The 18,968-nt window shown below is 53.0% G+C and carries 15 protein-coding genes; 10 read left to right on the plus strand and 5 right to left on the minus strand.

Going from position 1 to position 18,968, the window contains the following annotated elements; genetic code table 11:
* The first annotated feature begins 2 nt into the window (after positions 1-2).
* Entirely contained in the window at positions 3-2,435 is a 2,433-nt protein-coding gene (gene metL / locus AACS05_RS24570; RefSeq protein WP_045449329.1) for a bifunctional aspartate kinase/homoserine dehydrogenase II, read from the plus strand.
* A 92-nt stretch (positions 2,436-2,527) separates the two neighbouring features.
* Here the strand turns inward: metL and AACS05_RS24575 are convergent, their stop codons facing one another.
* Positions 2,528-2,902, minus strand: a complete 375-nt coding sequence (locus AACS05_RS24575; RefSeq protein ID WP_045449331.1) for a carboxymuconolactone decarboxylase family protein — start codon at positions 2,900-2,902, stop codon at positions 2,528-2,530.
* An 89-nt stretch (positions 2,903-2,991) separates the two neighbouring features.
* Between AACS05_RS24575 and AACS05_RS24580 the strand changes: the two genes are divergently transcribed.
* The 4 genes from AACS05_RS24580 (at position 2,992) to AACS05_RS24595 (ending at position 8,410) form a co-directional block, all read left to right on the plus strand.
* Positions 2,992-3,945 carry a LysR family transcriptional regulator gene (locus AACS05_RS24580; protein ID WP_045449333.1) on the plus strand — a complete coding sequence of 318 codons (954 nt, stop codon included), beginning with the start codon at positions 2,992-2,994 and terminating at the stop codon, positions 3,943-3,945.
* 109 nt (positions 3,946-4,054) lie between these two features.
* A complete protein-coding gene (gene metF / locus AACS05_RS24585) occupies positions 4,055-4,942 on the plus strand; it encodes a methylenetetrahydrofolate reductase (protein WP_045449335.1) in 888 nt (295 codons plus the stop codon).
* A 168-nt stretch (positions 4,943-5,110) separates the two neighbouring features.
* Positions 5,111-7,291 (plus strand): catalase/peroxidase HPI, encoded by a 2,181-nt coding sequence (katG, locus tag AACS05_RS24590; RefSeq protein ID WP_045449337.1) that lies wholly within the window; start codon positions 5,111-5,113, stop codon positions 7,289-7,291.
* Positions 7,292-7,516: 225 nt separating this feature from the next.
* On the plus strand, positions 7,517-8,410 hold the full coding sequence (locus AACS05_RS24595; RefSeq protein WP_045449339.1) for a DMT family transporter: 894 nt from the start codon (positions 7,517-7,519) through the stop codon (positions 8,408-8,410).
* A gap of 59 nt (positions 8,411-8,469) precedes the next feature.
* On the opposite strand, the gene gldA is transcribed toward AACS05_RS24595, so the two are convergent.
* The 3 genes from gldA to ptsP are packed head-to-tail and all read right to left on the minus strand — an operon-like array spanning position 8,470 to position 12,763.
* Positions 8,470-9,573, minus strand: coding sequence for a bifunctional L-1,2-propanediol dehydrogenase/glycerol dehydrogenase (gene gldA / locus AACS05_RS24600; protein ID WP_045449341.1), 1,104 nt, complete (start codon positions 9,571-9,573; stop codon positions 8,470-8,472).
* A 13-nt stretch (positions 9,574-9,586) separates the two neighbouring features.
* Positions 9,587-10,249, minus strand: coding sequence for a fructose-6-phosphate aldolase (gene fsa / locus AACS05_RS24605; RefSeq protein ID WP_045449343.1), 663 nt, complete (start codon positions 10,247-10,249; stop codon positions 9,587-9,589).
* A gap of 12 nt (positions 10,250-10,261) precedes the next feature.
* On the minus strand, positions 10,262-12,763 hold the full coding sequence (gene ptsP, locus AACS05_RS24610) for a phosphoenolpyruvate--protein phosphotransferase (protein ID WP_045449344.1): 2,502 nt from the start codon (positions 12,761-12,763) through the stop codon (positions 10,262-10,264).
* 306 nt (positions 12,764-13,069) lie between these two features.
* On the opposite strand from ptsP, the gene AACS05_RS24615 reads away from it, so the two are divergent.
* Genes AACS05_RS24615 through AACS05_RS24635 form a run of 5 tightly spaced genes read left to right on the plus strand, consistent with a single transcriptional unit; the run spans position 13,070 to position 18,009 of the window.
* Positions 13,070-14,149 (plus strand): PTS fructose transporter subunit EIIC, encoded by a 1,080-nt coding sequence (locus AACS05_RS24615; protein WP_045449347.1) that lies wholly within the window; start codon positions 13,070-13,072, stop codon positions 14,147-14,149.
* A gap of 14 nt (positions 14,150-14,163) precedes the next feature.
* Entirely contained in the window at positions 14,164-14,484 is a 321-nt protein-coding gene (locus AACS05_RS24620) for a PTS fructose-like transporter subunit IIB (RefSeq protein WP_045449349.1), read from the plus strand.
* Between the two features lie 25 nt (positions 14,485-14,509).
* Complete coding sequence (locus AACS05_RS24625) at positions 14,510-16,807, plus strand: formate C-acetyltransferase (protein WP_045449351.1); 2,298 nt, start codon at positions 14,510-14,512, stop codon at positions 16,805-16,807.
* Complete coding sequence (locus AACS05_RS24630; protein WP_045449352.1) at positions 16,773-17,651, plus strand: [formate-C-acetyltransferase]-activating enzyme; 879 nt, start codon at positions 16,773-16,775, stop codon at positions 17,649-17,651. Before AACS05_RS24625 ends, AACS05_RS24630 begins: the two co-directional genes overlap by 35 nt.
* Before the next feature lies 1 nt (position 17,652).
* Positions 17,653-18,009, plus strand: coding sequence for a PTS fructose-like transporter subunit IIB (locus tag AACS05_RS24635; RefSeq protein WP_045449354.1), 357 nt, complete (start codon positions 17,653-17,655; stop codon positions 18,007-18,009).
* Here AACS05_RS24635 and AACS05_RS24640 read toward each other — a convergent pair.
* Entirely contained in the window at positions 17,996-18,856 is an 861-nt protein-coding gene (locus tag AACS05_RS24640) for an AraC family transcriptional regulator (RefSeq protein ID WP_045449357.1), read from the minus strand. The genes AACS05_RS24635 and AACS05_RS24640 overlap by 14 nt on opposite strands.
* Positions 18,857-18,968: the final 112 nt, after the last annotated feature.

The raw sequence follows: 18,968 nt of genomic DNA on the forward strand, positions 1-18,968 counted from the left end.
ACATGAGTGTGATTGCGCAGGCAGGGGCGAAGGGTCGTCAACTGCACAAATTTGGTGGTAGTAGTCTGGCAGACGTGAAATGTTATTTGCGTGTCGCAGGTATTATGGCGGAGTACTCGCAGCCTGACGATATGATGGTTGTTTCAGCTGCAGGCAGCACCACTAACCAGTTGATTAGCTGGCTGAAGTTAAGCCAGACCGATCGTCTTTCTGCGCATCAGGTTCAGCAGGCGTTACGCCGCTATCAGAGCGAACTTATTAGCGGCTTATTGCCGCCAGACGTGGCCGATGGGTTGATCGGCGCGTTTATCAACGATCTGGAGCGCCTGGCCGGTTTGCTCGACAGTGGCGTGAACGATGCGGTCTACGCCGAAGTCGTAGGGCATGGCGAAGTGTGGTCGGCACGCCTGATGTCTGCCGTGCTTAATCAGCAGGGGCTGGAGTCGACCTGGCTGGATGCGCGTGAGTTTTTGCGTGCTGAGCGCGGCGCTCAACCGCAGGTGGATGAAGGTCTCTCTTACCCATTATTACAACAACTGCTGGCTCAGCATCCGGGCAAGCGCCTGGTAGTGACCGGTTTTATCAGTCGTAGCAATGCGGGCGAAACGGTATTGCTGGGGCGTAACGGCTCTGACTACTCTGCGACGCAAGTCGGTGCGCTGGCGGGTGTTTCCCGGGTGACCATCTGGAGCGATGTCGCCGGGGTATACAGTGCGGACCCACGAAAAGTGAAGGATGCCTGTCTGTTGCCATTGCTGCGTCTGGACGAAGCCAGCGAACTGGCTCGTCTGGCCGCTCCGGTTCTGCATGCCCGGACTTTACAGCCGGTTTCTGGCAGCGATATCGACCTTCAGTTGCGCTGCAGCTATACGCCGGATCAGGGATCTACGCGCATTGAACGCGTGCTGGCTTCCGGTACCGGAGCGCGTATTGTGACCAGCCATGACGATGTCTGCCTGATTGAATTCCTGGTTCCAGGCGGTCAGGACTTTAAGCTGGCGTATAAAGAGATCGATCAGATTTTAAAACGCACACAGGTGCGTCCGCTGGCGGTTGGCGTGCATCCCGATCGCCAACTCCTGCAATTTTGCTACACCTCAGAAGTCGCTGACGGCGCACTGAAAATTCTTGATGAGGCCGGTTTACCTGGCGAGCTGCGTTTACGTCAGGGGCTGGCGCTGGTGGCGATGGTTGGGGCTGGCGTGACACGCAATCCGCTGCACTGCCACCGTTTCTGGCAGCAACTGAAAGGTCAGCCGGTAGAGTTTACTTGGCAGTCGGAAGAGGGCATCAGTCTGGTTGCCGTACTGCGTACCGGTCCGACTGAAAGCCTGATTCAGGGACTGCACCAGTCTATCTTCCGCGCAGAAAAACGTATTGGTCTGGTGTTGTTCGGGAAGGGGAATATTGGTTCTCGCTGGCTGGAACTGTTCGCCCGTGAACAAAGCACGCTTTCTGCACGTACCGGTTTTGAGTTTGTGCTGGCAGGCGTGGTGGATAGCCGCCGTAGCCTGCTGAACTATGAAGGGCTGGATGCCAGCCGCGCATTAGCCTTCTTCGATGACGAAGCAGTGGAACAGGATGAAGAGTCGCTGTTCCTGTGGATGCGCGCCCACCCGTATGATGATTTAGTTGTGCTGGACGTGACCGCCAGCGAACAGCTGGCGGATCAGTATCTGGATTTCGCCAGCCACGGTTTTCACGTTATCAGCGCCAATAAACTGGCAGGCGCGAGCACCAGTAACAAGTATCGCCAAATCCACGATGCCTTCGAAAAAACGGGCCGCCATTGGTTGTATAACGCCACCGTTGGCGCCGGGTTGCCGATCAACCATACCGTGCGCGATCTGATTGATAGCGGTGATACCATTCTGTCGATCAGTGGGATCTTCTCCGGTACGCTGTCGTGGCTGTTCCTGCAATTTGACGGATCTGTCCCGTTTACCGATCTGGTGGATCAGGCGTGGCAGCAGGGGTTGACTGAACCGGACCCGCGAGTGGACCTTTCGGGCAAAGATGTGATGCGCAAGCTGGTGATTCTGGCGCGCGAAGCCGGTTACGATATCGAACCGGATCAGGTTCGTGTGGAGTCCCTGGTACCAGCGCACTGTGAAGAAGGCTCAATTGATCATTTCTTTGAAAATGGCGATGAGCTGAACGAGCAGATGGTACAGCGTCTGGAAGCCGCCCGTGAAATGGGGCTGGTGCTACGCTACGTGGCGCGTTTTGATGCTAACGGCAAAGCACGCGTCGGTGTTGAAGCGGTGCGACCAGAACATCCGCTGGCGGCGCTACTGCCGTGCGATAACGTGTTCGCCATTGAAAGTCGCTGGTATCGCGATAACCCGCTGGTGATTCGCGGACCGGGGGCGGGTCGAGATGTGACTGCTGGCGCTATTCAGTCGGATATCAATCGCCTGGCGCAACTGCTGTAGTTTTGTTGCCGGATGACGCTGAGTTTATCCGGCCAGTGTGATTGTTAGGCCGGATAAAGATGTTAACGCATCTTATCCGGCGGGCAGCTTCGCTATTCGTGAGCTGAAAAGACCTCTTTTGCAGCGAAAAGGCCATTCAGCGCGGCTGGAAAACCTGCATATACAGCCATCTGCATTATCACCTCAATGATCTCTTCCTGCGTTAATCCAACATGCAGAGCAGCGGCAATGTGTACTTTCAACTGTGGCGTCGCGTTGCCAAGAGCGGTTAATGCGGCGACGGTCGCAATTTCCCGACTGCGTAAATCGAGTCCCGGTCGGGAATAGATATCACCGAAAGGAAATTCGAGCAGATAGCGGGCGAAATCTGGCGCAATATCTTTCAGGCTTTCCAGCACTGCGTCGCCGCTTTTGCCATCCACCTGTTGCAGCATTTTTTGTCCGGTAATATAGCGTTCTGAAAACATGGTTTATCCCTCGTTTGTCTGGTGTATGACGTGAGGATAGGTTGTGGGCGTTTCTATAGATAATACCGTTTTCGTGATACCTTTTCGGTATGACAACCCAACCGCTTAATTCTCTGGATATCCGCCTGCTACGCTATTTCGTCGTGGTAGCGGAAGAGAACAACATGAGCCGTGCGGCACAGCGCCTGTTTATGTCGCAGCCTCCGCTCAGTCGCCATATTCGCCAGCTTGAAGTTCGCCTGGGGGTGACGCTTTTTACCCGTCATAGCCGTGGACTCTCGCTGACGGAAGATGGGTTGCGTGTACTGGAGATGGTTCGCCCGCTGCTGACGCTACAGGACACAACCTATCTTGCGTTGAGCCAACTGGCGAAAGCGGATGGGCAAGCGCTACGACTGGGGTTAAGCACAGCGTTTGAGCAAGGTATATTTGCATCGTTTGAGTCGCATTTGGTTGAGCGTGTCGAGACGCTGCACATTGTACGTCACGCGTCGACCGAACTGGTGCGGCAGGTACGCCGGGGTAAACTGGATGCTGCGCTGGTGGCATTACCGCTGGAAACGGCGGGGGTTACGGTGACGGATTTACCCTGGCATGAGCCGCTGATTGCCGCGTTGCCAGCCTCCTGGCCAGAAGCGGCTGAGAAATCGCTGTCACTGAGGACGCTCAATCACAGGCCGCTGTTCTGGTTTAAGAGAGAGCGTAATCCGGCCTTTTTCGACTATACCCACCAGATATTCAGACGCGCAGGTTATTCTCCTGCCTGTATTGAAGAACCTCTTGAACATGATGTTTTATTAGCCCGAATTGCGCATGGCGATGGCCTGAGTATTCTCCCCGCCTCTTTTGCGGCTATTCAGCGTCAGGGCGTGACTTTTTGCCCGCTGAATGGCTGTGATTTGCGTATCAACACTGGTCTGGTGATATCACCAGGGCAGGAAGATCGCCTGAAATGGCTCCCGGCGTTGATAAAATCTCTTCTGCCAGCAAACCAGAATGAATTTATTTCACCTTCGCTGAGTATTCCTCACCTTCCACAATGATTTTTCAGTTGACGTCACTGCGCTTTTCCGTCATTTTTACATCTAGACGTCTAAACGTATAGCAGTTCACAACACAACATATAACGACAAAAGATTGATGAGGTAAGGTATGAGCTTTTTTCACGCCAACCAGCGGGAAGCCCTGAATCAGAGCCTGGCAGAAGTGCAGGGTCAGATTAACGTTTCGTTCGAGTTTTTCCCGCCGCGCACCAGTGAAATGGAGCAAACCCTGTGGAACTCCATCGATCGTCTGAGCAGTCTGAAACCTAAGTTTGTTTCCGTCACCTATGGTGCAAACTCGGGTGAGCGTGACCGCACGCACAGCATTATTAAGGGAATTAAGGATCGCACGGGCCTCGAAGCGGCTCCGCACCTGACCTGTATTGATGCTACCCGTGATGAGTTGCGCACTATTGCTCAGGATTACTGGAACAACGGTATTCGTCATATTGTTGCTCTGCGCGGTGATTTGCCGGCAGGTGGTGGTAAGCCGGATATGTACGCTTCTGATCTGGTGACCTTGCTGAAAGATGTCGCAGATTTTGATATCTCAGTTGCGGCTTATCCGGAAGTGCATCCTGAAGCGAAAAGCGCACAGGCTGATTTGCTCAACCTGAAGCGTAAGGTCGATGCCGGAGCGAACCGCGCGATCACCCAATTTTTCTTTGATGTGGAAAGCTATCTGCGTTTTCGCGATCGCTGTGTGTCTGCGGGGATCGATGTGGAGATTATCCCGGGCATTCTGCCGGTTTCTAACTTTAAGCAGGCGAAAAAATTTGCTGACATGACTAACGTTCGCATTCCGGCGTGGATGTCGACAATGTTTGATGGCCTGGATGACGATGCCGAGACCCGTAAGCTGGTGGGGGCGAATATCGCCATGGATATGGTGAAGATTTTAAGTCGTGAAGGGGTGAAAGATTTCCACTTCTATACCCTCAATCGTGCGGAAATGAGCTACGCTATTTGCCACACGCTGGGTGTAAGACCGAATTAAACAGATGCCCCAGCCCTCTACGGAGGGCTTTTTATTGATCATTTTGATCTACATCTCTGTAACTTAAAATATAAAAGGAATTAGCTATCGAATCTGTGGGTTATTTCGACTATATCTTATCTCTGGTGGTGTATATCGTAGTCAGAACACTGTAAAGGGAGCATATAGATGAGCATGTCCGACGATAACCATAACGCATCAACTGCCGGTAAGTGTCCTTTTCATCAAGGCGGTCACGACCAGAGCGCGGGAGCAGGAACGAGCAACCGCGACTGGTGGCCTAATCAACTCCGTGTAGATCTGCTGAACCAACATTCCAACCGTTCGAACCCACTGGGTGAGGACTTTAACTACCGCAAAGAATTTAGCAAACTCGACTATTCTGCCCTGAAAGGGGATCTCAGAGCCCTCCTGTCCGAATCTCAACCGTGGTGGCCCGCTGACTGGGGCACTTATGCCGGTTTATTTATCCGCATGGCATGGCACGGCGCAGGTACCTATCGCTCTATTGATGGACGCGGTGGAGCGGGTCGTGGACAGCAGCGTTTTGCACCACTGAACTCCTGGCCGGACAACGTGAGTCTTGATAAGGCACGCCGTCTGCTGTGGCCAGTTAAGCAGAAATATGGTCAGAAAATTTCCTGGGCTGATCTGTTTATCCTTGCGGGTAACGTAGCGCTGGAAAACTCAGGTTTCCGTACCTTCGGTTTTGGTGCTGGTCGTGAAGACGTCTGGGAACCGGATCTTGACGTAAACTGGGGTGATGAGAAAGCCTGGCTGACTCACCGCCACCCTGAAGAGCTGGCAAAAGCGCCATTGGGCGCGACCGAGATGGGGCTTATCTATGTAAACCCGGAAGGTCCGGATCACAGCGGTGAGCCGCTTTCTGCAGCTGCAGCTATTCGTGCGACATTCGGCAACATGGGGATGAACGACGAAGAAACCGTAGCGCTAATCGGTGGTGGCCATACGTTAGGTAAAACTCACGGTGCAGCACCTGCGTCACATGTCGGGGCCGACCCAGAGTCAGCACCGATTGAAGCACAGGGTTTAGGCTGGGCCAGCAGCTATGGTAGCGGTGCGGGCGCAGATGCTATCACGTCTGGTCTAGAAGTGGTTTGGACGCAAACACCAACCCAGTGGAGCAACTATTTCTTCGAGAACCTGTTCAAATACGAATGGGTACAAACTCGCAGCCCGGCCGGTGCCATCCAGTTTGAAGCGGTTGATGCGCCAGAAATCATTCCTGATCCGTTTGATCCGTCGAAAAAACGTAAGCCGACGATGCTGGTCACCGACCTGACGCTGCGTTTTGATCCTGAGTTCGAGAAAATCTCTCGTCGTTTCCTTAACGATCCGCAGGCGTTCAACGAAGCTTTTGCCCGTGCGTGGTTTAAACTGACGCACCGTGATATGGGGCCGAAAGCGCGTTACATTGGACCGGAAGTACCACAAGAGGATCTGATTTGGCAGGATCCGCTGCCGCATGCGTTCTTCAACCCAAGCGAAGAAGATATTCTTAACCTGAAGGCGACCATCGCGGCTTCCGGACTTTCCGTAGGCGAGCTGGTATCGGTGGCGTGGGCTTCGGCTTCTACATTCCGTGGTGGTGACAAACGTGGCGGTGCTAACGGTGCTCGCCTGGCGCTGAATCCACAACGTGGTTGGGATGTGAATGCCACTGCTGCACGTGTTCTGCCTGTGCTGGAAGGTATCTATAAATCTGCCCATACAGCCTCGTTGGCCGATATTATCGTGCTGGCCGGTGTTGTCGGTGTGGAGAAGGCAGCAAGTGCAGCGGGCGTCAGTATCACTGTACCTTTTGTTCCAGGCCGCGTGGATGCGCGTCAGGATCAAACCGATATTGAGATGTTTGAATTGCTGAAGCCGATTGCCGATGGCTTCCGTAACTATCGTTCCCGTCCTGACGTATCAACCACCGAATCGCTGCTGATTGATAAAGCGCAGCAGTTGACGTTAACCGCACCGGAAATGACCGTGCTGGTGGGTGGTATGCGTGTGCTGGGAACCAACTTTGATGGTAGCCAGCATGGCGTCTTTACCGATCGTCCTGGAGTGCTCAGCAATGATTTCTTCGTCAATCTGCTGGATATGCGCAACGAATGGAAAGCGGTGGATGAGTCGCTAGAACTGTTTGAAGGGCGCGACCGCCTGAACGGTGATGTGAAATACACCGCTACCCGCGCCGATCTGGTATTCGGTTCTAACTCGGTACTGCGTGCACTGGCAGAAGTTTATGCTTGCAGCGATGCCCACGAGAAGTTCGTGAAGGACTTTGTCGCGGCATGGGTGAAAGTGATGAATCTGGACCGTTTTGATCTGCTGTAATCTCAACGTCTAACACTTCAGCGGCTGCTTCCCGGCAGTCGCTGAAGTTTTTTTTGAGGCGTATATACCGGTCATACTTCAAGTTGCCGGTGTGTTGGCTACACTCAGAAACCCCAGTCACATAGTTATCTATGCCCCTGGGGATTTCTTCCTTTGCCGCCTTCCTGCAACTCGAATTATTTAGGGTATAGTACATAAAGGAAACGTCACTCTACGGGATTTATCATGTCTGCCTCAGGAAAGAGCAACCCACTGGCTGTCAGTGGTCTTCTCGTTCTCACTCTTATCTGGAGTTATAGCTGGATCTTCATGAAGCAAGTCACGAGCTATATTGGCGCGTTCGACTTTACATCTCTTCGCTGTATTTTCGGCACCCTCGTCTTATTTCTTGTTTTGCTCTTGCGTGGTCGTGGATTAAGACCGACGCCGTTTAAATTTACCCTGGCGATAGCGTTGTTACAGACCTGTGGCATGATCGGACTGGCGCAATGGGCGCTGGTCAGCGGCGGGGCGGGAAAGGTCGCCATCCTCACTTATACCATGCCATTCTGGGTGGTGATCCTGGCGGCGTTGTTTCTGGGGGAGCGGTTTCGACGTATGCAATATGCGGCAATCGGCATTGCCGCTGTTGGACTGGTGCTGGTGATGCAACCGTGGCAGCTTGATTTCACCTCGATGAAAAGTGCGTTGCTGGCGATCCTTTCCGGTGTGAGCTGGGGGGCGAGCGCAATTGTCGCCAAGCGAATGTACGCTCGTCATCCCAGGATTGATTTGCTCTCACTCACGGCGTGGCAAATGCTGTATGCCGCGCTGGTCATGAGCGTCGTTGCCTGGTGGGTGCCCCAACCGGAAGTTAACTGGCAACCTATTGTCTTTTGGGCACTGGCCTATAGCGCCATTCTGGCCACTGCGCTGGCCTGGAGCCTGTGGTTATTTGTGCTGAAAAATCTTCCTGCGAGCATTGCCAGTTTAAGTACGCTGGCGGTGCCAGTATGCGGTGTGCTGTTTTCCTGGTGGTTGCTTGGTGAAAATCCAGGACCGATTGAAGGCGGCGGCATTGTGCTGATTGTACTGGCGTTAGCGCTTGTGAGCCGGAAAACGCAGGCGGATGGAAAATGAAGAGACAGGAAGGGCATTCAAAAAGACTCCCGGCGTGAGCCGGGAGTCTTGGTCAGATTTTATTCCCATTCCTGCAGATAACGCTGACCGTACTGGTCTGCCACCAGCAGGGCGGCATAAACCTGATCGGGTGTCGCACCGCCAGGCATGTTGTGAATTGTTTCGCCCTCGGCACAGGCTGCTTGTGCCACTATGCGCATTTTGGCTGGAATATCCTGTTTGATGTCCAGCTGCGCCAGCGTAATCGGCAGACCAACGGAATGACACAATGCGGCGACGGTTTCAATTTCTTCTACCGGTGCGTTTTCCAGTACCAGTTGCGTTAGCGTGCCGAAAGCCACTTTCTCTCCGTGGTAGTAGTGATGTGCATCCGGGATTGCCGTCAGGCCGTTATGGATTGCGTGCGCGGCAGCCAGACCACCGCTTTCAAAACCGACGCCGCTCAGATAGGTGTTGGCTTCTACGACGCGTTCCAGTGCCGGGGTAACCACATGCTGCTCGGCGGCAAGCATGGCTTTTTCGCCTTCTTCAATCAGCGTGTTGTAGCACAGTTCAGCCAGCGCCAGCGCAGCCTGAGTACACTGACCACCCGCCATCGTGGTGGCGCCACTGCGTGAACAGGCGCGTGCTTCAAACCAGGTCGCCAGCGCATCACCAATACCCGCAGCTAACAGACGCGCCGGTGCGTCCGCCACAATTTTGGTGTCAACAATAACCCTGTCCGGATTGTTGGGCAGCAGCAGATAGCGATCGAATTCGCCAGCATCGGTATAAATCACGGACAGCGCGCTGCATGGCGCATCGGTTGAAGCAATGGTTGGCACAATGGCGACGGGCACGTCCATAAAGTGAGCCAGCGCTTTCGCGGTATCCAGCGTTTTACCACCGCCAATACCGAGAACCGCGCCACACTTCGCTTGTTCAGCCACACCGCGCAGGCGGTCGATTTCGTTTTGTGAACATTCACCGCCAAATGGCACGATTTCCAGTGATAAACCGGCATCATGGAAGCTTTTTTCTACAGCGGGTTGTGCAAAACCTAAGACAAACTTGTCCCCAACGACCAGCCAGCGTTCTGCCAGTGGTTTGAGATAGCTGCCAAGACGGGTAATAACATCTGCCCCCTGGATGTACTTACCAGGTGATTGAATTATGCGATCCATACTTTAATCCTCTTCACAGGTTGATGTGACCAAATGCGTTGTTCCAGTCCTGCTCAAACTTCTCTATTGCTGACTCTACCGCAGGGGTGTTGAGCATTTGTTGCGCTACATCTAATGGCAGGGTGATTGCCTCACATCCTGCCAGTAAGCAATCCAGTGCCTGACGTGGCGTTTTAAAACTGGCTGCCAGCACCATGCTGTTTGGTGCATGCAGCTCCAGCAATGTTTGCAACTCCTGTACAGTGCGGATACCGTCGCCGCCCTGAGCGTCAATACGGTTAACATACGGTGCGACATATTTTGCCCCGGCCAGCGCTGCCAGCAGTCCCTGCGCCGCGCTGTATACGGCAGTGCCGAGTGTTGTAATGCCTTCTTTTTTCAATTGTTTGATAGCTGCGAGACCTTCGGAAGTGACCGGAATTTTCACCACGATGCCCGGTACCGCGTTGCTCAGGCGTTTGGCTTCTTTCACCATACCATCCGCATCCCGACTCATCGTCTGGGCAAACAGAACGCCATTTTCGCCAATGGCCTTTTGCAGGCGTGGCAGTACGTCCCAGATGGGCTCTTTACCTGCCGCCACAATGCTCGGGTTGGTGGTCACACCTGCGATAGGGAAGATGCGGGCCAGACGTTCAACTTCCGCCACGTTGGCGGTATCCAGATACAGTTCCATATAAATACCCTCTTAAAGTTCAAGCTCGTGTTGCAGCAGGCTGGCAATAGCATCGGCAGATGCCGCGTTAACCAGTGCGTTGCGGAATTCTTCATGCATAATGCGGCGCGCCAGGCGTGAGAAAATACGCATATGCTGGTCACCGGCGGCGTGTTTGTTGAGCGTAAGCATGATGATGAATTGTGCATCTTCATCACCCCAGCGTACAGGTGCAGTCAGGCGCGCCACGCTAATCGTGGATTGTTCAATATGTTCAGACTTGCTGTGCGGAATGGCGAAGCTAAAGCCCAATCCAGTGGAGAAGACCGCTTCACGTGCCCACAGATCGGCTTCCAGCTTGCGCGGGTAGCGACAACGATTTGCCAGCAGCAGGTTGTCAGTCATTCCTTTGATCACTTCCTCTTTGTTGCGCCAGTCGCTATCCAGAGTAATACATTGCGCCGTAACCAGCGGGGCATCCTGTTGAGACATGCGGAACTGGGCCAGCAAGTGCTCCACTTCCAGCGAGGTGCGACAGGCCATCGCCTGATTCAGTAACTGGCGGCAGGCGCGGCTGTCCAGTTGCGCCATCCGTGCTTTGGCGGCAGGAATGGATGGTGCGCTCATGCTGATTTCATCTAATCCCAGGCCAATCAGTAGCGGCAACACCGATCCTTTTGCGCCAAGTTCACCGCACAGGCCAATCCACTTACCCTGACGATGTACCGCCTGTACCGCGAAATCCAGAGCGCGCAGGAAAGCTGGATTCAGGCTATTGTAGTGGCGCGTAACCTTGGCGTTGTCGCGATCGACCGCCAGCAGGTACTGGGTCAGGTCGTTGCTACCAATACTAAAGAAATCAATTTCTTCGCAACACTGATCGATGATAAACATTATTGATGGTACTTCCAGCATGATGCCGAGCTGAATCTTCTCATCAAACGGGATATGTTCATTACGCAACTGTTGTTTGGCTTCTGCCAGCTTCTCTTTGACCCACAGGATCTCTTCCATTGAGGAGATCATTGGGATCATGATTTTCAGGCTGCCGTGTGCAGAGGCTCGAAGTATCGCCCGGAGCTGCGTAGTAAACAGCGAAGCGTACTCTTCATAAATACGGACTGCGCGATAGCCGAGGAACGGGTTCGCTTCGGCTGGAATATTCAGGTAGTCAACGGGTTTATCACCACCGATGTCCATGGTCCGCACAATAATGCTGCGTCCTTGTGCGGACTCCAGTGCCTGGCAAAAAATGTTGTACAGCTCATTTTCACCGGGAGCGCTGGTGCGGTCCATATACAACATTTCTGTACGGAACAAGCCAACGGCTTCTGCACCGTTGCCAAAAGCCGCCTGTGCTTCCACGGAATGAGCAATGTTGGCTGCAACCTCCATACGTATACCATCTGCAGTACGAGCTTCCTGAGTCAGCCAGATACGCTGTTGTTTGCGCAAGGCCTCCTGTACGCGGGCTTCCTGTTGGTAGTAGCGGGCAACGGGTTCAGTCGGTGCGACGACGATCGCGCCTGCGTTGCCGTCGATGTAGGCGGTTTGTTGTTGCCACGGCGTTAAGGCTTCAATATCCACGCCCACTAGCGTGGGAATGTTGAATGAGCGTGCAAGAATAACCGTATGGGAAGTCGTGCCACCGCTTTTTAGCAATAAGCCCTTAAGGAATGTTTTATCCAGTTCGAGGAACTGGCTGGGTGTGAGTTCATCAGCCATACAGATTGCTGGCTGGGTGAGTTTGCCCGGTGCCGGGAAGCGCTGTTCGCCATAAACTTGTTGCAGAAGTTGGAAGCAGACGTCGCGTACGTCCAGTGCGCGTTCTTGTAAATAACTGCTGCTGGAGCGGGTGAACTCATCACAGAAATGGTTGGCGCTTTCGACAATCGCCTGGGCGCAGCTTAAACCACGAGAAATGCCTGTCAGCAAATGTTGACGCAGGGAGGTGTCACTGGCCAGTGAGCGGTGAGCCTCCAGAATTGCACTGGTTGCACCATCGCTGTCGAGCAGGCGGAACTCAATATTCTTCATCAACAGCGTCAGGCCATTATCGAGCATGGATTGCTCGGCTTCCACATCGTTGGCAGTTGGGAGTTCGCCGAGCGCGTTAAGATCCAGTGAAGAGAGAAGTGTCAGCATGCCGCCTGCACTGCCGCTGCAGACTGCCCTGGCTCGAAAAAGCTGAGGATTAAGATTCGTTAGTGACGTCGGAAGCAGTTCCAGTTCACTGTTTTTGACCTCTTCCATCGGGGCATCACAGTGAGGGAATTCATCATGTAACCACTGACTCAATCTCTGGTGAGCAGTCTCCTCATCGGCACCGGAGATCAGCAGTTGACAGTTGTCACCTGCCAGAGTGTCGGTGCCAATTAGCGCCAGCGCGCTTTTGGCGTTGCCCTTTCGGTCAGTGCGAAGATTATGCCACTCAATGCGTGAGATAAAGCTGTTGCACAGCGTTTCAATGTGGCTTGCCGGACGGGCATGTACGCCATTGGGTAGCTCACAAGTAAATTCCACAATCAGGGCCATAGCCTCTCTCCCATAACGATTTCTGACTACAGAATAAAAGGGCAATGCCCAGGCCTGCCATGTGACAAATCTGTCAAAAACTGGACAAATGTAATGTAAGTTTCAAAGTGGGATATACCTCACAAGTCTTAATCCATTTAATAATTCCTGGTATTCCGCAAGTTATGAGGCGGATCGCATTTTTGTACTGATATTACAAAAATCCAGTAAATGGCCTTTTTATCCACTGTCTGCGCTGCATCGGATTGCCTATTGTTTCCGCAACAACATTATGGACATGGGCCTCAAAAAGCCCGGGAGCGACTTATGAAAGAGTTGGTGCAGATCCTGAAAAACACCCGTCAGCACCTGATGACAGGTGTTTCGCATATGATCCCCTTCGTCGTAGCGGGCGGTATTTTACTGGCGGTCTCCGTCATGCTGTATGGCAAAGGAGCGGTACCGGATGCTGTGACCGATCCCAATCTCAAGAAGCTATTCGATATTGGTGTCGCCGGGCTGACCTTAATGGTGCCTTTTCTTGCGGCGTATATCGGGTATTCGATCGCCGAGCGCTCTGCGCTGGCACCTTGTGCGATTGGTGCCTGGGTGGGCAACAGCTTTGGCGCTGGATTCTTTGGCGCGCTGATTGCCGGGGTCATCGGCGGTATTGTTGTTCACTATCTGAAGAAGATTCCGGTGCATAAGGTGTTGCGCTCGGTAATGCCCATCTTTGTTATTCCTATTGTCGGCACCTTTATTACTGCGGGCATCATGATGTGGGGACTGGGTGAACCGGTCGGTGCGTTAACCGCCAATTTGACGCAATGGTTGCAGGGAATGCAGCAGGGCAGTGTCGTGATGTTAGCGGTCATTATGGGTCTGATGCTGGCTTTTGATATGGGTGGCCCGATTAACAAGGTTGCTTATGCGTTCATGCTGATTTGCGTAGCGCAGGGTGTTTATACCGTGGTAGCGATAGCGGCTGTGGGGATCTGTGTACCGCCGCTGGGATTAGGGCTAGCGACGCTAATGAGCCGTAAAAATTTCTCTTCTGAAGAACGCGAAGCGGGTAAAGCCGCATTAGTGATGGGGTGTGTTGGTGTTACGGAAGGGGCGATTCCTTTTGCTGCTGCTGACCCACTGCGCGTAATTCCATCCATTATGGTCGGTTCGACTTGTGGTGCAGTAACGGCCGCGTTGTTTGGCGCACAGTGTTATGCCGGTTGGGGGGGCTTAATCGTTCTGCCCGTTGTGGAAGGAAAACTAGGTTATATCGCGGCGGTCGTGGTTGGGGCAGTGGTGACGGCGGTCTGCGTTAACGTGCTGAAAAGTCTGGCAAGGAAGAAAGTGTCTCTGGTTGACGAGAATGAAGACGATCTGGATTTGGATTTTGAAACGAATTAAGTGAGGAATGAGCTATGACTAAAATTATCGCAGTAACAGCATGTCCTTCTGGTGTTGCACACACCTATATGGCAGCCGAAGCGCTGGAAAACGCAGCGAAGGCCAGGGGCTGGGAGATAAAAGTTGAGACACAGGGTTCGATTGGTCTGGAAAACGAACTGACCGCAGCGGATGTGGCAGATGCCGATATGGTGATTCTGACCAAAGATATCGGTATCAAGTTTGAGGAGCGCTTTGCGGGGAAAACCATCGTTCGTGTCAACATTAGCGATGCGGTAAAACGTGCCGATGCCATCATGAACAAGATTGGCGCGCATTTGGCGCAAACCGCGTAACTTTATATGCCAGGGAGCCTGCCTCATGACGAATCGTATTCAACGCCTCAAAGCCGCTCTGTTTAAAAACCATCGTGAGATTTCGCTCGAGCGTGCGCAGCTGTATACCGCTAGCCATCAGCAGACAGAAGGGGAGCCGGTTATTCTGCGTCGGGCTAAAGCAACCGCATATATCCTTGAGCATGTTGAAATATCGATTCGTGATGAGGAGCTGATTGCCGGGAACCGTACCGTGAAGCCGCGAGCAGGTATTATGTCGCCGGAAATGGACCCGTACTGGTTGCTTAAGGAGCTGGATCAGTTCCCGACACGTCCGCAGGATCGTTTTGACATCAGCGAAGAAGATAAGCGTCTCTATCGCGAGGTGTTGTTTCCCTACTGGGAAAAACGCTCGATGAAAGATTTCATCAACGGCCAGATGACCGATGAGGTGAAGGCGGCAGTCAGTACACAGATTTTTAGCATTAACCAAACGGATAAAGGACAGGGGCATATCATTATTGATTATCCGCACCTGTTGAAACACGGGTTGGGTGAACTGGTATCGCAGATGCGTACACATAGTCGACTGAATCCGGATAACCATTTTTATCAGGCGGCGCTGTTGTTACTTGAGGCCTCGCAAAACCACATTCAACGTTATGCCACACTGGCAGAGAAAATGGCGGAAAGCTGTCCGGATGCGCATCGTCGTCAGGAACTGCTCGCTATTGCTGCTAACTCTCGTCATAACATGCAACATAAGCCACAAACTTTCTGGCAGGCGTGCCAGTTGTTCTGGTACATGAACATCATTCTGCAGTATGAATCCAATGCCAGCTCGCTCTCGCTGGGACGTTTTGATCAGTATATGCTGCCGTTTTACCAGGTTTCCCTGACCCAGGGAGACGATCCAGCCTTCTTAAAAGAGCTGCTCGAATCGCTGTGGGTGAAATGCAATGACATCGTGCTGCTGCGTTCCACCAGTAGCGCGCGCTACTTCGCCGGATTCCCGACGGGGTATACCGCATTGCTTGGTGGGTTGACGGAGAGCGGGCGCAGTGCGGTAAACGTGCTCTCTTTCCTCTGCCTTGATGCCTACCAGAGTGTGCAACTACCACAGCCAAATCTCGGTGTACGCACCAATGCGTTAATTGATACGCCATTCCTGATGAAAACGGCGGAAACCATCCGCCTGGGCACCGGTATTCCTCAAGTCTTTAACGACGAAGTGGTGGTGCCTGCTTTCCTGAACCGGGGCGTATCGCTGGAAGATGCGCGAGATTACGCGGTGGTGGGCTGTGTGGAGCTGTCGATCCCGGGTAGAACCTACGGTCTGCACGATATTGCCATGTTTAATTTGCTGAAAGTGATGGAAATCAGCCTGTATGAGAATGAGGGTAACCACGAGTTGACGTTCGGAGGTCTGCTGTCACACATTCGAGCCAAAATCAGCCACTACATTACCCTGATGGTGGAGGGGAGTAATATTTGCGACATCGGTCATCGTGACTGGGCTCCGGTACCGTTGCTCTCCTCGTTTATTAACGATTGTCTGGTGAAGGGCTGCGATATCACCGATGGTGGAGCGCGTTACAATTTCTCCGGCGTACAAGGGATCGGTATTGCCAACCTGAGTGACTCTCTGCATGCCCTTAATGGGCTGGTATTCGAACAGCAGCGCTTAAGTTTTGACGAGCTGTTGTCGGTATTGAAGCGTAATTTCGCTACGACGGAGGGCGAGAAAATTCGCGCCAGACTGATTAACCGATTTGAGAAATACGGTAACGATATTGATGATGTGGATAACATCAGTGCCGAACTGCTGCGTCATTATTGTAAAGAGGTGGAAAAATACCAGAATCCGCGCGGTGGGCAATTTACACCCGGTTCATATACTGTATCTGCACACGTACCGCTGGGATCGGTCGTTGGGGCGACGCCGGACGGTCGTTATGCCGGGGAGCAGCTGGCTGATGGCGGCTTATCGCCGATGCTCGGTCAGGATATGCAGGGGCCGACAGCGGTGCTGAAGTCAGTTAGTAAGCTGGACAACACCCTGCTGTCGAACGGCACGTTATTGAACGTGAAGTTCACACCGGCCACGCTGGAAGGTGAGGCTGGTTTGCGCAAGCTGGCGGATTTCTTGCGGGCGTTTACCCAGCTTAAACTACAGCATATCCAGTTTAACGTGGTGAATGCCGATACGTTGCGGGAAGCCCAGCAGCGTCCGCAGGACTTCGCCGGACTAGTGGTTCGCGTGGCTGGATACAGCGCTTTCTTTGTCGAATTATCGAAGGAGATTCAGGATGACATTATTCGCCGGACCGCACATCAACTGTGAGGTTGTGGAGATATCCGGCGAGGAGGTTGCACGCATTTTCAATATTCAGCGTTACTCGCTGAATGACGGGCAGGGGATCCGCACTGTAGTCTTTTTTAAAGGCTGCCCGCACACCTGCCCGTGGTGTGCTAATCCTGAATCTATTTCCCCGCGTATTGAAACAGTACGGCGGGAGAGTAAATGTCTGCACTGCGCGCCGTGTCTGCGAGATGTCGATGAATGCCCTTCCGGCGCGTTTGAGCACATTGGTCGTGATATCTCCCTTGATGCGCTGGAACGTGAGGTAATGAAAGATGATATTTTCTTTCAAACCTCTGGTGGCGGGGTGACGCTTTCTGGTGGCGAAGTACTGATGCAGGCCGCTTTCGCCATCCGGTTTTTACAGCGTCTGCGACGCAACGGTGTGCAGTGCGCGATTGAAACGGCGGGGGATGCTCCCGCCAGTCGTCTGCTCCCGCTGGCAAAGTTATGCGATGAGGTGCTTTTCGATCTTAAAATTATGGATGAAAGCCAGGCTCGCGAGGTGGTGAATATGAATCTGCCGCGCGTACTAAAGAATTTACAGCTATTAGTTGGTGAGGGGGTCAATGTGATCCCTCGTCTGCCGCTGATTCCGGGCTTTACGCTCAGCGTGGAGAACATGCAGCGTGCGCTGACCTTATTGTCATCATTAGATATAAAGCAAGTACATCTGCTACCGTTTCATCAGTATGGTGAGCCGAAATATCGCCTTCTTGGGCAGCAGTGGTCGATGAAGGATGTGCCCGCCCCGTCAGCACAAGAGGTGGCGACGTTGCGTAAGATGGCAGAAGACGCCGGATTTCAGGTAACCGTAGGAGGTTGATATGGCAGTCGCATCTGTTCGATATCTGGTTGCAGTGACCGCTTGCGTCAGCGGCGTCGCACATACCTATATGGCTGCCGAGCGGCTGGAAAAACTCTTTCAGCAGGACAAGTGGAACATCAAGATTGAAACTCAGGGGGCGCTGGGAACGGAGAATCGTTTGACGGAAGACGATATTAGTCGCGCCGATGTGGTGTTGCTGATTACCGATATTGAGCTGGCAGGTGCTGAGCGATTTACGCAAAGTCGTTACGTCCAGTCGGGAATTAGCGCTTTTTTGCGGGAACCTCAACGGGTGATGAGTGCCGTACGTAAAGTACTGTCGGCACCACAACATACTCATCTTATTCTGGACTAACTTTCTTGTCCGTCAACTGGCTGTGATATTGCCGACGATACTCTGAAGGTGAACGCTCGGTATTTTTTCGAAACAGGCGACAGAAGTAATTGCTGTCAACAAATCCACAGGTGTGGGCCACTTCTTTGACTTTCAGATCGTAACCCTTTAGTAGCGTCTTTGCGTGCTCCAGCCGCGTATGGTTCAGGTATTCGTTAAAGCCAATGGTCCCTGTTTTTTGAAACAGGTGCGAAAGGTAATTTGGAGAGATGTAGAACGCCTGGGCCACGGATTCCCGGGTGAGCGGAGAGGCGTAATGTTCGTCAATATAGTCACGAATAGCTTCAAAAAGCGCCTGGCTGCGTGACGCCGTCTGGATCTGGCTTCCCAGCAGGTCGCGACAATGGCTGAGCAGACTGGAGACGATCAGTCTGGCCGTTTGCTGCTCCTGAGGCTGCATCTGCATTTCATTGAGTGTATGTAACAGGAAAGAACCGATACGTGGCCCGCGTCGTGCGACGTGTTGCTTTGTGAGGTTTTGATACTGCTTACCATCCCACTGCACGACACTGAAACCCAGTTGCTGTTTGCCGAATAAGATGCTCAGCGTCGTTACCGGTGTTTGCCATTGTGGGAAGTTCCAGCCCCCTGCCGGGATATACAGAACATCATAAGGCGTTAACGTAGTGGATGCGCCTGCAACACTGCTATCGGTGAATTCGCCCTCCAGCACAATCTCCAGTCGCGGAAAATCAACCTGATATGCCAGCTCTGGCATTGAACCATTAGTACTGGGGAAATACACCTTGCACAGTGGTGTCGGGCCGTTAATCAGGCGGGAGAGAAGATGGCTGATGTCGTGATACATGTTAATCCCTTGCAGATCGCAGACAGGGAAACAGTAGCGTCGAAAGCGGGGAGTCTCAAGTGATAAATTACCGGATGGCGCTGCGCTTTCCGGCCTACGGGACTGAGTGGAT

The organism is Citrobacter sp. S-77 (assembly GCF_963864895.1).
GTDB classification, from domain to species: domain Bacteria; phylum Pseudomonadota; class Gammaproteobacteria; order Enterobacterales; family Enterobacteriaceae; genus Citrobacter; species Citrobacter murliniae.